Genomic DNA, 14,864 nt, shown 5'->3' on the forward strand with positions numbered 1-14,864 from the left:
GCGGCCCCGGTACGATGGCTCCATGAGTTCCCGCGGCAGCTACCGGACCGCCCTGACCTACGGTGCCGTCGGTGCCACGCAGGCGGCGGACCTCATGACCTACCCGCCGGAGGGCTTCACCCCGGCGGAGTCGCGGGCGCGCATCGGCCACGGCGACGCCCGGTTCGAGACCGCGGTGACGCAGGCGTTGACCTGGCAGATCCAGGAGCGCAGCGGCATCCGGGTGCAGGTCGAGGACCATCCCGACGACGACGAGGTCCGCTACAACCCGGTGACGTTCGACGAGCACGGTGTCCCGATCGCACCGGCCTCGATCGGCACGCCCCGGGTGGAGAAGTTCGCCGCCGACGGCACCCCGCTGCTGACGGCGGGCACCACGGCGACGCTCGAGATGCACGCGTTCGGGCAGACCGTGCACGCGCCGGTCCGCGTCGTGTCGATCATCGACGAGACCGACCGCAAGGGCTTCGCCTACGGCACGCTCGAGGGGCACCCGCTGTCCGGCGAGGAGTCCTTCGTGGTCGAGCGCACGAGCGACGGTTCGGTGTGGCTGCAGGTCCGCCAGTTCTCGCAGCCGTCGAGCCGGAAGTGGGCGTTCGTGGCGCCGCTGCTCCGTCGACAGCAGCGGGTCATGGCAGCGAAGTACCTCAGCGCACTGCGCGGCGACTGACCGGTCGACACGAGGCGTCCGACCGCGTGCTCGGTACGGCGCACCGACCGACCGCCACCGCCGCCGCCGCTCAGCGCAGCGGCGGCAGCGCGGCGATCGCCTCCTCGAGCAGTCGGGCGTCCTGCACGCAGTCCCGCGCGACGCACACCGCGCTCGTCCCACGCAGGGCGTCGACCTCGTAGACCCCGGTCGCGACCGCGACGAACGGGATCCCCACCGCGTCGGCCGCCTCGCCGTCCCGCGGGGTGTCGCCGACGATGACGGCTCGCTCCCCGGACAGGGCGGCGGCGGCGCGTGCGGTGACGCCGGTGCGCTCGACCTCCGCGTCCCCGAAGTACGAGTGCTCCCAGTCGAAGGCGCCGAGGTCGAAGCCCGCCCCGCCGAGCTTCACGCGGGCCCGGTGCTCGGAGTTGCCGGTCAGCAGGCCGTTCCGCCAGCCGAGTCCGGCGAACCGGCGGACGAGCGCGGCGGCTCCGGGGGCGGGGGAGCGGCGTTCGCCCCGGCCGTAGCGCTCGTCGGTCAGGTCGCGCAGGTGCCGGCTGACCGTGGGGATGAGCGCGTCGTCGAGGTCGTGTGCCCGGACGTGGTCCGCGATGAGCCCGGCGTCGGTCCGGCCGTGCTGGTGTCCGACCTTCAGCACGAGGTCGCGGCCGACCGCGCGCTCGACGGCCAGGTGGTACAGGTTGCCGGGCGACGCCGCGTTCAGCACGAGAGTGCCGTCGATGTCCCACAGCACCGTGGTGGGGACGGTGTGGTGCTCCATGGCTCCATCATGGCCGAGAATGGAGTCCATGCCGAGTGCGCTCCCGATCGCCGATCCCGCTCCCGCGGACGGCCTGCTCACCCCTGGCCCCGGCGCCGGCGACGTCCCCTTCGGCGTCTACGTCCACGTGCCGTTCTGCCGGGTGCGGTGCGGCTACTGCGACTTCAACACCTACACGGCGTCCGAGCTGCGCGGGGTGCGCCGTGACGACTACGCCGGCCACGCGGTGCAGGAGATCCGGTGGGCGGCCGAGGTCCTCGACCGCTCCGGGGTGCCGCGACGCCCGGTCTCGACGGTGTTCTTCGGCGGTGGCACGCCGACGATGCTGCCGGCGGACGACCTGGTGATGATCCTCCGGGCGATCGACGACACGTGGGGCATCCTGCCGGGGGCGGAGGTCACCACCGAGGCGAATCCGGACTCCGTGGACGCGGACGCGATCGCGACCCTGCAGCGCGGCGGGTTCACCCGGATGAGCTACGGCATGCAGTCGGCCGTCCCGCACGTCCTCGCGACGCTCGACCGGACCCACGACCCCGAGCGGGTTCCGGTCGTGGTGGACCTCGCGAAGCAGCAGGGCCTCGACGTCAGCCTCGACCTCATCTACTCGACCCCGGGGGAGTCGCTCGACGACTGGCGCACCTCGCTCGAGGCCGCGCTGGCCTGCGCGCCCGACCACGTGTCGGCGTACTCGCTCATCGTCGAGGACGGCACGGCGATGGGGCGCATGGTGGCCCGCGGCGACCTGCCGGCCCCGGACGACGACCTCGCCGCCGACATGTACGAGCTCGCCGACCGGACCCTCGCCGACGCCGGGTACTCCTGGTACGAGGTCTCGAACTGGGCGCGCACCGACGAGGCCGGTGGTCCGGAGCGCCACGCGAGCCGGCACAACCTGTCCTACTGGAAGGGCCACGACTGGTGGGGCGTCGGCCCGGGTGCGCACTCCGCGGTCGCCGGCACCCGCTGGTGGAACGTGAAGCACCCGGCCGCGTACGCGAACCGGGTGCTGGCAGGCGAGTCGCCCGCGGCGGGGCGCGAGACGCTCGACGCCGACACCCGGTACGTCGAACGGGTGCTGCTCGCCGCGCGCGTCCGCGGCGAGCTCACCACCGCGGAGCTCGGCCGGGAGGCACGTGGCCGGGTCGCCGGTCTCATCGCGCGTGGCCTCGTGGACGGTACGGCCGCGGTGCGGGGACGCATCGAGCTCACCCTGCAGGGCCGGCTGCTCGCGGACGCGGTCGTCCGCGAGCTGCTCGACTGACGCGCCGGCGGTCGCTCGCGCGCTACTGCTTGATGAACTCGATGGTGAGCGGGTAGCGGTAGAAGTCACCGCGGTTCGCCGCGAGGGCGGCGATGATCGCGAAGACGATCACGATCACGTACAGGATCGGCAGCAGCACGAGTCCGATGACGACGAACGCCAACAGGCTGCACACGAACCCGGCGATCGCCATCGTGATGTGGAAGTTCAGTGCCTGACGGGTGTGCTCCTTCACGAACTGCCCGCGGTCGCGCAGCACCAGGTAGGCGATGATCGGCACGACCAGGCTGAAGAAGATGCCGCCGACGTGCGTCAGCGTCGCCCAGAGTCGCTGGTCCTCCGGCGCCATCGGCTGGGGCGGCGTGAAGCCGGCCGGGTACTGCGGTCCCTGCGGGTTCTGGGGTCCGCCCTGCTGCTGGCCGTAGCGGCCGTCCTGCGGGCCGCCCGGTTGCTGTCCGTAGCTCATGCCGTGAGCGTACCGGCGTGGGCCCCGGCGGTCCCGGTCGGTCGGCGGTCGGGCGTAGGATCAGCAGTCGACACGTCCGAGTGCCAGCATCGAACGGAAGGGGTCCGGATGGTCAGCGAACGCTCCCTCGAGGTCCTCAAGGCGATCGTGCGGGACTACGTCGCCTCGCGCGAGCCCGTCGGCTCGAAGACGATCGTCGAGCGTCACGCCTTCGGGGTCAGCGCCGCGACGATCCGCAACGACATGGCGCAGCTCGAGGACGAACAGCTGATCGTGGCGCCGCACACCTCGTCGGGGCGGGTGCCGACCGACAAGGGGTACCGACTCTTCGTCGACCACCTGGCCGCAGCCCGGCCGCTGTCGAGCGCGCAGCGCCACGCCATCGAGACCTTCCTCGGCACGCCGAACGACCTCGACGAGGTCCTCGGTCGCACGGTCCGCCTGCTCAGCCAGCTCACCAACCAGGTCGCGCTGGTGCAGTACCCGTCGATGGTGCGCGCACGCGTGCAGCACGTCGAGCTCGTCCGGCTCGGTGACACCCGCCTGATGGTCGTGCTCATCACCGACACCGCCCGGGTCGAGCAGCGCGTGGTCGAGACGGACGTCCCCCTCGACGAGGGGTCGCTCACCGAGCTCCGCACCGTCGTGAACGGGGCGAGCGTCGGGCTCCTGCTGCAGGACGTCCCGCGTGCCCTGCGCGAGGTGCCGCAGCAGCTCCGTCCGGACGCGCAGACCCTCGGCGGCGTCGTCGTCGCGACGCTCATCGAGCAGGTCGCGGCGAACCGGCAGGACCGCCTGGTCATGGCCGGCGCGGCGAACCTGGCGAAGAGCGAACGCGACTTCTCCGGCGGACTGTTCTCCGTGCTCGAGGCGATCGAGGAGCAGGTGACCCTGCTCCGCCTGTTCGGCGAGATGCAGGTGGACGACGTGGCCGTGGCCGCGAGCATCGGCGTCGAGAACGCCGAGTACGGCCTCGACGCGACGAGCATCGTCGCCGGTGGCTACCTCGCCGGCGGCGGAGCGGTCGCCCGACTCGGGGTCCTCGGCCCCACCCGCATGGACTACGGCACGAACATGGCGGCCGTCCGTGCGGTCGCACGGTACCTGTCCAAGCTGCTGGGCGAACATTGACCGGACCCTGCGCCCGACGCGCGGTGTCCAGCGGACCGGCTCCGCGCCTCCAGACCGGACCGCGGCGACCGCCGCGACCCACCGACCGAACCGAAACCGACTGAGGGAACCGTGGCAGACCACTACGACGTCCTCGGCGTCCAGCCGGACGCCTCCGATGCCGACATCAAGAAGGCCTACCGACGGCTGGCGCGCGAGCTCCACCCGGACGTCAACCCGAGCCCGGACGCGGCCGAGCGCTTCAAGGACGTGACGCACGCGTACGACGTGCTGAGCGACCCGGAGCAGCGCCGACGCTACGACGCCGGCCCGCAGGAGAGCCCCTTCGGCGGCGGTGCCGCCGGTGGCTTCAGCGACATCTTCGACGCCTTCTTCGGCGGGGGTGGCGGCGGCGGACGCGGCAACGGTCCGCGCAGCCGTGCCGAGCGCGGGCAGGACGCCCTGCTGCGCATCGAGGTCGACCTCGACGAGGTCGTCTTCGGCACCCACAAGGACGTCGAGGTCGACACGGCCGTCGTCTGCGACACGTGCCACGGCTCGTGCTGTGCGCCGGGGACCAGCCCCCGCACCTGCGACATCTGCGGTGGCTCCGGGCACATCCAGCGCCAGGTCCGCTCGCTCCTCGGCAACGTCGTGACCAGCGCGCCCTGCGGGACGTGCCGCGGCTACGGCACCGTCATCCCGAGCCCCTGCCCGACGTGCCAGGGCCAGGGGCGCGTCCGCGCCCGCCGGACCATCCCCGTCGACGTCCCCGCCGGCGTCGAGACCGGGCTGCGCCTGCAGATGCCGGGCCAGGGCGAGGTCGGACCCGCGGGCGGCCCGTCCGGCGACCTGTACCTCGAGGTCAAGGTGCGCCACCACGACGTCTACAGCCGCGACGGCGACGACCTGCTCGCGACGCTCGAGGTCCAGATGACCGATGCGATCCTCGGCGCGCACACGACGATCGACGGGCTCGACGGGCCGGTCGAGCTCGAGATCCGTCCGGGCGTGCAGAGCGCCGACGTCCTGGTCATCAAGGACCGCGGCGTGACGAAGCTGCGCGGCACCGGCCGGGGCGACCTCCGCGTCGGCGTGCAGGTCGTGACCCCGACCAAGCTCTCGCACAAGGAACGTGGGCTCGTCGAGCAGCTCGCGAAGACGCACAAGGCACCGGGACCGCAGCTCGCCCGCTTCCAGCAGGGCATGTTCGGCAAGCTCCGCGACCGCTTCTTCAACTTCTGATGGCATCGCTCTACCTCGTCGGTCCGGGGACCCTCGACGACCTCGGCGCCGGTGACGCGGTGTCGCTCGACGGCGCGGAGGGCCGACACGCCGTCTCGGTCGCGCGGGTCCGCGTCGGCGAGACGCTGCGCCTCTCCGACGGCCGGGGCACGGTCGTCACGGGCGCGGTCGCGTCGACCGGCAAGGACACGCTGACCCTGACGGTCGCCGACGTCGACGTCGAGGCGGAACCGCGTCCGGCGCTGGTGCTCGTGCAGGCGCTCGCGAAGGGCGGGCGTGACGAGATGGCGGTGCAGGCAGCCACCGAGATCGGCGTCGACCGCATCGTCCCCTGGGCGGCAGCGCGCAGCGTGTCGCGGTGGGACGGCGCGAAGGTCGAGAAGGGACGCGCCCGGTGGGCGGCGATCGCGCAGGAGGCCGCGAAGCAGGCGGTCCGGTCGCGCGTCCCGACGGTGGACGCACCGGTGACGACGGCGCAGCTGGCCGCGGTCGGCCGGGAGGCGCGGCGTGCGCTGGTCGTGCTGGACCCGGTCGGCGCGGTGCGGCTCTCGGCGTGGGAGCCGCCGGCCGACGTCGACGAAATCGTCCTGGTCGTCGGACCCGAGGGCGGGATCGACGGTCCCGAGTTCGACCGGCTCGAGGCCGCCGGCGCCGTCCGCGTGCGGCTCGGGGACACCGTGCTCCGCACCTCGACCGCCGGACCGTCCGCCCTGGCCGTCCTGCAGACCATGCTCGGGCGCTGGTAGCGGCGTCGGAGGCGGGTCCTACGATGGTCTCCATGAGCAGCAGCGAGCCGAGCATCTTCTCGAGGATCGTCGCGCGCGAGGTCCCCGCGACCATCGTGGCCGAGGACGACCGGGTGATCGCGTTCGAGGACATCGCCCCGAAGGCACCCGTCCACGTGCTCGTGGTGCCCAAGACCGAGGAGTACCGCGACGTCACCGAGCTCGCCGCCGGTGACCCCGAGCTGCTGGCGCACGTCGTCGCGACCGCCCGCCGCATCGCGGACGAGCGGGCCGGCGGCCAGTTCCGTCTCGTCTTCAACACCGGCGAAGCCGCCGGTCAGACCGTGTTCCACGTGCACGCGCACGTCCTCGCAGGTGATCTGCACGAAGGGAATCTCCTTGCCGGTTGACGACTCCGTCCACCCCGCGTCCGACGCGCCCGCACCGGACCGACCCACGACCCGACCCGTGTCCGACCCGTCCGACGTCGTCGTCGACATCCGGGTCGACGGCATCGCGATGGTCCAGCTCCTCGGCCCGCAGGACCGCCTGCTCAAGACGGTCGAGCGGCAGTACCCGGGCGTCCGGGTGCTCGTCCGCGGCAACGAGGTCTCGCTCACCGGACCCGAGCGCGACGTCGCCCGTGCCCACGCGCTCGTCGACGAGCTCGTCGGCATGGTGAAGCGCGGGCAGGACATCGGTCCGGCCGACATCCCGACGTCGGCGCGGATCCTCGACGAGGACCGCAAGCCCTCGGACACGTTCGGCACCCCGATCGTGGCGAGCCGCGGCAAGTCGGTGCGGCCGAAGACCGACGGGCAGCGCGCCTACGTCGACGCCATCGACCAGCACACCATCACCTTCGGCATCGGCCCCGCGGGCACCGGCAAGACCTACCTGGCGATGGCGAAGGCCGTCCAGGCACTGCAGCGGCGCGAGGTCACCCGCATCATCCTGACCCGTCCCGCGGTCGAGGCGGGCGAGCGGCTCGGGTTCCTGCCGGGCACGCTGACCGACAAGATCGACCCCTACCTGCGCCCGCTGTACGACGCCCTCAACGAGATGATGGACCCCGAGCTGGTCCCGAAGCTGCTGGCAGCCGGCACCGTCGAGGTCGCACCGCTGGCGTACATGCGCGGTCGGACGCTGAACGACTCGTTCGTGATCCTCGACGAGGCGCAGAACACCACGCCCGAGCAGATGAAGATGTTCCTGACGCGCCTCGGCTTCGGCTCGAAGATGGTCGTCACCGGTGACATCACGCAGGTCGACCTGCCCGGCAACCTGTCGGGTCTCCGGCTCGTCACGCGGATCCTGGGCGACGTCGACGACATCCACTTCGCCCGGCTCGGCAGCGAGGACGTCGTCCGCCACACCCTGGTCGGACGGATCGTCGACGCCTACACCGTGTACGACGAGGAACGTCTGGCGGAGCAGGCCGGGCACCGCCCCGCCGGCCGGGGGACCGCGCCGACGGGCAACCCCGCCGGAGCGAACCGAGCCGAGCGTCGCGGGCGCCCGCCGCAGGACCGCCAGCAGTCCCCGTACCCCCAGAACGACGCCCGAGGAGGCAACCGGTGAGCATCGAGCTCAACAACGAGTCGGGTGTCGAGGTCGACGAACAGGCCGTCCAGCGCCTCGCCGCCTTCGCGCTCGACGCGCTGCACGTCCACGCGGACGCGGAGCTCGCGATCGTCCTGGTCGACGAGGGCGCGATGGAGCAGCTGCACGTCCGGTGGATGGACGAGCCGGGTCCGACAGACGTCCTGAGCTTCCCGATGGACGAGCTCCGCCCGGGGACCGAGGACGAGCCGACACCGGCCGGGCTGCTCGGCGACATCGTCGTGTGCCCGCAGGTCGCCGCCGAGCAGGCGAAGACCGCGGGGCACACCACCACCGACGAGATGCTGCTGCTCACGTGCCACGGCATCCTCCACCTGCTCGGCTTCGACCACGCCGAGCCGGAGGAGAAGGCCGAGATGTTCGGGCTGCAGGGCGAGATCCTCTCCGCCTTCGCGGCACAGCGACGCGGGCGGTGACCTGATGGTGCTCGTCGCCGTCCTGCTCGCGGCGGCGTTCGTCCTGGTCGTCGTCGGCGGTCTGCTCGCCGCGTCCGACGCCGCGCTCACCGTGCTGTCCCGCGCCGACCTCGACGAGATCGCCCGCGGCAGCCGAAACCGTCGTGCGATCGAGGCCGTGGCCGACGACGTCGGCGCGCACGTCAACGCCCTGAACTTCGTCCGCGTGCTCGCCGAGACCGCCGCCGCGGTGCTCGTCACGATCGCCCTCGTCACGGTGTTCGACACCTGGTGGGTGGCCCTGGTCGTGTCCGCTGCGATCATGACGGCCGTGTCGTTCGTGCTCGTCGGGTCGAGCCCGCGCAGCGTCGGACGCGCACACGCCGAGCGCCTCATCGGCGCCACCGGAGGACTCGTGCGCGCCGTCCGGATCGTGCTCGGTCCGCTCGCCGGGCTCCTCGTCGCGATCGGGGACCGGGTGACCCCCGGCCGTGGCCGCAGCGCATCGACGGTGTCGAGCGAGGAGCAGCTGCTCTCGCTCGTCGACGAGGCGACCGAGAGCAACGTGCTCGCACAGGACGACCGCGAGCTCATCCACTCGGTCTTCGAGTTCAGCGACACCCTGGTGCGCGAGGTCATGGTGCCCCGGACCGACATGCTCACGGTCGACGGCGAGGCCACCCTGGCCGCGGGGATGGAACGGTTCCTGGTCGCCGGCGTCTCGCGCATGCCGGTCACCGGCAAGGACAGCGACGACGTGCTCGGCGTGCTCTACCTGCGCGACGTCTCCCGCGCCCTGTACGAGCAGCCCGGCAGCGAGCGGGAACCGGTGACGGCGCTGCTGCGACCGGCCGAGTTCGTCCCCGAGTCGAAGCCCGCGGACGACACCCTCCGGCACATGCAGGTCGCCAAGAACCACCTGGTGCTCGTGGTCGACGAGTACGGCGGGGTCGCCGGGCTCGTGACGATGGAAGACCTCATCGAGGAACTCGTCGGCGACATCTCCGACGAGTACGACCGCACCGTGGTCGACCGGACCGAGGTCGGCCCGGGCGTCTGGCGCATCTCCGCCCGCATGCCGATCGACGAGCTCGGCGACCTCTTCGGCGTCGAGCTCGAGGACGACGACGTCGACACCGCCGGTGGCCTGCTGACGAAGGAGCTCGGCCGGCTGCCGGTCCGCGGCGAGCAGGTCACCGTCTCCGGGGTCGCGCTGACCGCCGACCGTGTCGAGGGCAAGCGCCGCCACCTGATCACCGTCCTGGCCGAGCGGAGCGCCGCCCTGCAGGACGCCGAGGACGCCCTCGACGAGACCACTCCGAGCACGACGGGAACCCCGAACGCATGACCGATCACGAACCCGACCACGGCACCGACACGGGTACGGACACCGACGCGACCACGGGGACCGACACACCGGGCCAGCCGTACCGCGCCGGCTTCGTCTCCTTCGTCGGGCGTCCGAACGTCGGCAAGTCGACGCTGACGAACGCCCTGGTCGGCGAGAAGGTCGCGATCACCTCGTCGAAGCCCCAGACCACGCGACGCGCCATCCGGGGCATCGTGCACCGGCCCGACGGCCAGGTCATCATCGTCGACACCCCCGGCGTGCACCGCCCCCGCACCCTGCTCGGCGAACGGCTCAACGACCTCGTGCAGTCGACGCTCGGTGACGTCGACGTGATCGGCTTCTGCGTGCCGGCCGACGAGCCGATCGGGCCGGGCGACAGGTTCATCAACGAGTCGCTCGACCAGTACCCGCGGGCGCGGAAGATCGCGATCGTCACGAAGATCGACGGCACTCCGAAGGACCGCGTCGGCGAGCAGCTCCTCGCGGTGTCCCAGCTGCGGGAGTGGGACACGATCATCCCGACGTCGGGGACGAAGGGCCTGCAGCTCGAGGTGCTGCTCGCCGAGATCACGAAGCTGCTGCCCGAGTCGCCGCAGCTGTACGACGCTTCCACCGTCACCGAGGAGACCGACGAGGACCGCATAGCCGAGCTCGTCCGCGAGGCAGCGCTCGAGGGCGTCCGCGACGAGCTGCCGCACTCGCTCGCGGTCGTCATCGAGGACGTCGTCGAGCCCGACGACGAGGACGACCCCGACGGACCGCTGCGGATCTTCGCGAACTTGTTCGTCGAGCGCGACAGCCAGAAGGCGATCGTCATCGGCCGCGGCGGGGAACGGCTGAAGGACGTCGGATCCCGGGCGCGCGCGGAGATCGAGTCGCTGCTCGGCGGTCGCCACGTCTACCTGAACATCCGTGTCAAGGTCGCCTAGGAGTGGCAGCGCGACCCGAAGCAGCTCGGCCGTCTGGGCTTCTGATCCGGGTCATCCCCTGGTCGGACGCGCGTCCTCCGGCCGCGTCGTACCGTGGGGTGGTGTTCCGCCCCCTGCTGCGCGCGCAGCTCGTCACCGACGTCACCACAGCGGTGCTGCTCGGAGGGCTGCTGACGCTCCTGCGTGCGTCCGCCGACCTGCCGTCCCTCTGGCTGGTGACGGTGGTCGGACTGAGCATCGCCCTCGCGATCCGTCGCCTGTCGCCGGGGCTGTCGCTCGCACTCTCGTGGGTGATCGCCGTCTTCGAGATGGTGACCATGCAGGTGCCGGACTACTCGAACGCGCTGCTCGCCGGCGTGCTCTTCACCACGAGCGCCTACGGCAGCAAGCGCGTCCGCATCGCCGGCCTGGTCTCGGCCATCGGCGGATCCGCGGTCGCGGCGGCGTACGTCGGGCTGTACGACCACCAGCGCCGCTCCGGCATCGAGACCGCCTCGTCGCCCACGCTCGAGACCCTGCAGGTCGTGCTCGCGACGTTCGCCGGCGTCCTGCTGCTGCTCCTGCTGCCGTGGCTCGCCGGACTCGTCCGCCGCGCCCGCCGGTCCGCGAGCATGAGCCGGGAGGCCCAGCTGGTCGCCGAACGGGATGCCGCACGCGCCGACCGTGCGGTCGCGGTCGAGCAGGAGCGGGTGCGGATCGCCCGCGACATGCACGACATCGTCGCACACTCGCTGGCTGTCGTCATCGCCCAGGCGGACGGGGCACGCTACGCCGCCAAGACCGACCCCGCGATCGCGGACCAGGCGCTCGAGACCATCTCGAGCACCGCTCGCAGTGCCCTCGGTGACGTCCGCGAGCTGCTCGGCGCCCTGCGGCACGAGCAGGGGACCGCCCCGACGCCCGAGGCAGCCGACCTCGAGGTGCTCGTGGCCGAGATGCGCGAGGTCGGCCTCGACGTCCGTGTGGACCGGGAAGGCGACCCGACCGGTCTGCCCACGACGACCCAGCTCGCCGTGTACCGGATCGTCCAGGAGAGCCTGACGAACGCGTGGAAGCACGGGGAGAGCGGGACACCGGTCCACACCGCGCTGACCTACCGTCCCGACACCGTCGAGATCACCGTCGTGAACCGGCGCGCCGACGACGGCTCCAGCGGCCCCGGCACCGGGCACGGACTGGTCGGCATGCGCGAGCGTGTCACGATGACCGGGGGGTCGATGACGGCTGGGCACCGCGGTGACGACTTCGTGGTGGCCGTGCGCATGCCCGCGGTCCCCGCGAGCGGCCAGTTCCCCCGCGGCCGTATCACCCAGATGGAGCAGGAGCGCACCAGATGACCACGTCCCAGCCGACCGGTGGCCCGATCCGGGTCGCCCTCGTCGACGACCAGGCGCTCTTCCGCACCGGGATCCGGATGCTCATCGACTCACAGCCCGACCTGCAGTTCGTCGGTGAGGCCGGTGACGGGGCCGAGGGCGCCGAGCTCGTGCGGCGCACCGGGGCGGACGTGGTGCTCATGGACGTCCGGATGCCCGTGATGGACGGGATCACCGCGACCGCACGGATCGTCGAGCAGGGCGGGGCAGACGCCGCGAAGGTGCTCGTGCTCACCACCTTCGACTTCGACGAGGCTGCCGCGAAGGCGATCCGGGCGGGCGCGAGCGGCTTCGTGCTCAAGGATGCCGACCCGGAGTTCCTGCTCGCCGCGGTCCGGACCGTGCACGCCGGCACCGCCGTGTTCGCCGCCTCCGCCACCCGCGAGCTCCTCCGCCGGTACGACGACGGCGCGGCCCAGGCCGCCGCGGTGCCCGCCGCCTTCGCCGAGCTGACGCCCCGTGAGCGGGAGATCTTCGACCTCGCGGCACGCGGGTACAGCAACAGCGAGATCGCCCAGCACGAGTACGTCAGCGAGGCGACGGTGAAGACGCACATCTCGCGCGTGCTCAGCAAGCTCGACCTGCGGGACCGCGTCCGGCTCGTCGTGTTCGCGCATGAGCACGGGCTGGTGCCCAGGGCCGACTGACCCCGGCGTCGACCGGCGGAGCGACCCGCCGTCATCCGACAGGATGACCCCTCCACAGCACGTCGAGCCGAGCGGACCATCCACAGGAGCCGCGCGACGGACGCGGGACGCGCCTCCCGGCCGCCAGGCTCGGAGCATGACCACCAACCACACCCCGATCATCCGGCTCGACCACGTGTCCAAGCACTACGGCGACGCCGCCCGCCGCGTCACCGCGCTCGACGACGTCAGCGTCGACATCGGGGCGGGGGAGTTCACCGCCGTGATGGGGCCGTCGGGCTCCGGCAAGTCGACGCTCATGCACGTCGCCGCGGGGCTCGACGCGGTGAGCACCGGGCGGATCACGATCGACGGGGTCGACATCACCGGCCTCGGGGACCGCGAGCTCACCGAACTGCGCCGTCGCCGGCTCGGGTTCGTGTTCCAGTCCTTCAACCTCGTCCCGACGCTCGACGTGCGGGAGAACATCCGGCTGCCGTTCCTGCTCGGTGGGCACCAGCCGAGCCGGGACGAGTCGGCGTGGATCGACCGGCTCGTCGACCTGCTCGGCCTGGGTGACCGTCTGACCCACCGGCCGCACCAACTCTCCGGCGGACAGCAGCAGCGCGTCGCGATCGCGCGTGCGCTCGCGTCGCGTCCCGCCGTGGTGGTCGCGGACGAGCCGACGGGCGCCCTCGACTCACGCACCGGGCGTGACGTCCTCGCGATCCTCCGCGGCGCCGTGCAGGAGTGGGGGCAGAGCGTCGTCATGGTCACGCACGACCCGACGGCCGCCGCGAACGCGGACCGCATCCTCTTCCTCGCCGACGGGCGGATCGTGGACGACCGCCCGTCGATGACCGCCGCCGAGATCTCGGCGACGATGCTCGGGATGGAGGCAGCCGCGTGACCGGCCTGCGCACGTTCGCCCCGACGGTCCTCGTCGCAGCCCTCGGCACGACGTTCGGGTCCGCCCTCGTCATCGCTCCCGGCATCGTGACCCAGGCGATGGCTGCCGCGGGTCTCGACGACCTCGCACCCGTCCGGGCGATCCTGTCCGTCGTCGGGTGGCTCTTCCTCGGCATCGCCCTCTACGTCGGTGCGATCGTGACGGCGAACACCTGCGCCACGATCATCGCGGGGCAGACCCGCACGATCGCCCTCCAGCGGTTGATCGGGGCGACGGGCGCCACCCTGCGTGCCCGGACGACCCGCACCGGCCTCGTCGTCGGTGCCGTCGGCGGCGCGGTGGGCACCGTCGTCGGCACCGGGCTGTCCGCGTGCTTCGTCGCGGTCCTGCGGAGCACCGGCTTTATCCCCGACACCACCTACACGCTCGTCCCGTGGGAACTCGTGCTGCCGCTCGTCGCCGTGGTCCTGGCGACCTGGGGCGCGTTCGCGGCCGGGTCCCGCCGGGTGCTGACGGTCACGCCGCTGCAGGCGCTGTCATCGACCGTCGAGCCGAGCCACGCCGACGTCCGGTCGGGCCGGGCGCGGACGGTCTGGGCGGTCCTGCTCATGACGGTCGGTGCGCTGCTGATGGTGCTCGGTCTGGTCCTCAGCCCCGCCACGCCCGCGGCCGTCCTGCCGGCGGCCCTCGGCGGGTTCGTCTCCTTCGCCGGGGTCGCGGTCGGCGCGACGATCGTGATGCCCCCGGTCCTGCAGTTCATCGGTCGGATCGGGTCCCGTGACCCGGTCGTCCTGCTCGCCGGTCGCAACGCGATGCGGGCTCCGGGCCGGTCGTCACGGGCCACCATCGGGCTCGTCATCGGCGTGACCCTGCTCGTCACCTTCGCGGTCGCGCTCGGGATCATGCAGCACGTGGTCGAGACCCAGATGGCGGCGATGGGCGACGGTTCCCTGCCGGCGGACGCGGTCCAGGCGCAGCGGGACTTCTTCGTGCAGCTGAACGCCGTCGTGAGCGTGATCGTCGGGTTCTCCGCGGTGATCGCCGCGGTCGGCGTCGTGAACGCCCTCGCGCTCGGCGTGCTCCAGCGTCGTCGTGAGCTCGGCCTGCTGCGCGTCCTCGGGCTGACCGGAGCGCAGGTCCGACGCATGATCGTGACCGAGGCCGTGCAGATGGTCGTCGCCGCGGTCGTCACCGGACTCGTCCTCGGCACCCTGTACGGCTGGGTCGGCGGGCAGACGATGCTCGGCTCGCTCGGGACGGTCGTCACGCCCGTGCTGCCGCCGCTGACCGTCGCGGTCGTGGTGGTGGGGGCCCTCGTGCTCGCGGTCGTCGCCACGGTCGCACCGGTCCGGCGGGCCATGCGGGTGTCACCGACCGAGGCGCTCGCCGTCGACTGACCGCACGGGTCGGG

Annotated in this window: 16 protein-coding genes; 14 read left to right on the plus strand and 2 right to left on the minus strand. The window is 72.3% G+C overall.

The features are described 5' to 3' along the window. Positions 1–22 precede the first annotated feature (22 nt). Positions 23–670: a DUF1990 family protein gene (locus tag ACH0A8_RS08170; RefSeq protein ID WP_066653852.1), complete on the plus strand. Its 648-nt coding sequence runs from the start codon at positions 23–25 to the stop codon at positions 668–670. Between the two features lie 70 nt (positions 671–740). Here ACH0A8_RS08170 and ACH0A8_RS08175 read toward each other — a convergent pair whose 3' ends face one another. Further along, positions 741–1,433, minus strand: coding sequence for an HAD family hydrolase (locus ACH0A8_RS08175; protein WP_066653854.1), 693 nt, complete (start codon positions 1,431–1,433; stop codon positions 741–743). Positions 1,434–1,461: 28 nt separating this feature from the next. On the opposite strand from ACH0A8_RS08175, the gene hemW reads away from it, so the two are divergent. Then, positions 1,462–2,697, plus strand: a complete 1,236-nt coding sequence (gene hemW, locus ACH0A8_RS08180; RefSeq protein ID WP_066658103.1) for a radical SAM family heme chaperone HemW — start codon at positions 1,462–1,464, stop codon at positions 2,695–2,697. Between the two features lie 22 nt (positions 2,698–2,719). Here the strand turns inward: hemW and ACH0A8_RS08185 are convergent, their stop codons facing one another. After that, the gene (locus ACH0A8_RS08185; RefSeq protein WP_406906972.1) at positions 2,720–3,163 is read right to left on the minus strand and encodes a DUF4870 domain-containing protein; all 444 of its coding nucleotides are present in this window, start codon (positions 3,161–3,163) and stop codon (positions 2,720–2,722) included. A 108-nt stretch (positions 3,164–3,271) separates the two neighbouring features. Here ACH0A8_RS08185 and hrcA point away from each other — a divergent pair, with 108 nt between their 5' ends. The 12 genes from hrcA (at position 3,272) to ACH0A8_RS08245 (ending at position 14,850) form a co-directional block, all read left to right on the plus strand. Next, complete coding sequence (gene hrcA / locus ACH0A8_RS08190) at positions 3,272–4,294, plus strand: heat-inducible transcriptional repressor HrcA (RefSeq protein WP_209683023.1); 1,023 nt, start codon at positions 3,272–3,274, stop codon at positions 4,292–4,294. Positions 4,295–4,405: 111 nt separating this feature from the next. After that, positions 4,406–5,518, plus strand: a complete 1,113-nt coding sequence (gene dnaJ / locus ACH0A8_RS08195; RefSeq protein WP_066653858.1) for a molecular chaperone DnaJ — start codon at positions 4,406–4,408, stop codon at positions 5,516–5,518. Continuing rightward, positions 5,518–6,264, plus strand: a complete 747-nt coding sequence (locus ACH0A8_RS08200) for a 16S rRNA (uracil(1498)-N(3))-methyltransferase (RefSeq protein WP_251154952.1) — start codon at positions 5,518–5,520, stop codon at positions 6,262–6,264. Before dnaJ ends, ACH0A8_RS08200 begins: the two co-directional genes overlap by 1 nt. Positions 6,265–6,296: 32 nt before the next feature. After that, positions 6,297–6,653 carry a histidine triad nucleotide-binding protein gene (locus tag ACH0A8_RS08205; protein WP_066653863.1) on the plus strand — a complete coding sequence of 119 codons (357 nt, stop codon included), beginning with the start codon at positions 6,297–6,299 and terminating at the stop codon, positions 6,651–6,653. A 109-nt stretch (positions 6,654–6,762) separates the two neighbouring features. Next, a complete protein-coding gene (locus ACH0A8_RS08210; protein ID WP_235426623.1) occupies positions 6,763–7,824 on the plus strand; it encodes a PhoH family protein in 1,062 nt (353 codons plus the stop codon). Beyond that, entirely contained in the window at positions 7,821–8,282 is a 462-nt protein-coding gene (ybeY, locus tag ACH0A8_RS08215) for an rRNA maturation RNase YbeY (RefSeq protein WP_066653869.1), read from the plus strand. Before ACH0A8_RS08210 ends, ybeY begins: the two co-directional genes overlap by 4 nt. Before the next feature lie 4 nt (positions 8,283–8,286). Next, a complete protein-coding gene (locus ACH0A8_RS08220; RefSeq protein WP_066653872.1) occupies positions 8,287–9,609 on the plus strand; it encodes a hemolysin family protein in 1,323 nt (440 codons plus the stop codon). Then, positions 9,606–10,541 carry a GTPase Era gene (era, locus tag ACH0A8_RS08225; protein ID WP_406906973.1) on the plus strand — a complete coding sequence of 312 codons (936 nt, stop codon included), beginning with the start codon at positions 9,606–9,608 and terminating at the stop codon, positions 10,539–10,541. Before ACH0A8_RS08220 ends, era begins: the two co-directional genes overlap by 4 nt. A 101-nt stretch (positions 10,542–10,642) precedes the next feature. After that, complete coding sequence (locus ACH0A8_RS08230) at positions 10,643–11,878, plus strand: sensor histidine kinase (protein ID WP_144411283.1); 1,236 nt, start codon at positions 10,643–10,645, stop codon at positions 11,876–11,878. Further along, positions 11,875–12,564, plus strand: coding sequence for a response regulator (locus tag ACH0A8_RS08235; protein WP_066653881.1), 690 nt, complete (start codon positions 11,875–11,877; stop codon positions 12,562–12,564). Before ACH0A8_RS08230 ends, ACH0A8_RS08235 begins: the two co-directional genes overlap by 4 nt. Before the next feature lie 136 nt (positions 12,565–12,700). After that, the gene (locus ACH0A8_RS08240; RefSeq protein WP_251154955.1) at positions 12,701–13,453 is read left to right on the plus strand and encodes an ABC transporter ATP-binding protein; all 753 of its coding nucleotides are present in this window, start codon (positions 12,701–12,703) and stop codon (positions 13,451–13,453) included. Next, positions 13,450–14,850: an FtsX-like permease family protein gene (locus ACH0A8_RS08245; protein WP_406906974.1), complete on the plus strand. Its 1,401-nt coding sequence runs from the start codon at positions 13,450–13,452 to the stop codon at positions 14,848–14,850. Before ACH0A8_RS08240 ends, ACH0A8_RS08245 begins: the two co-directional genes overlap by 4 nt. Positions 14,851–14,864: the final 14 nt, after the last annotated feature.

The sequence above is a fragment of the Curtobacterium sp. 179-B 9B NHS genome (assembly GCF_045370965.1).
Lineage (GTDB): Bacteria > Actinomycetota > Actinomycetes > Actinomycetales > Microbacteriaceae > Curtobacterium.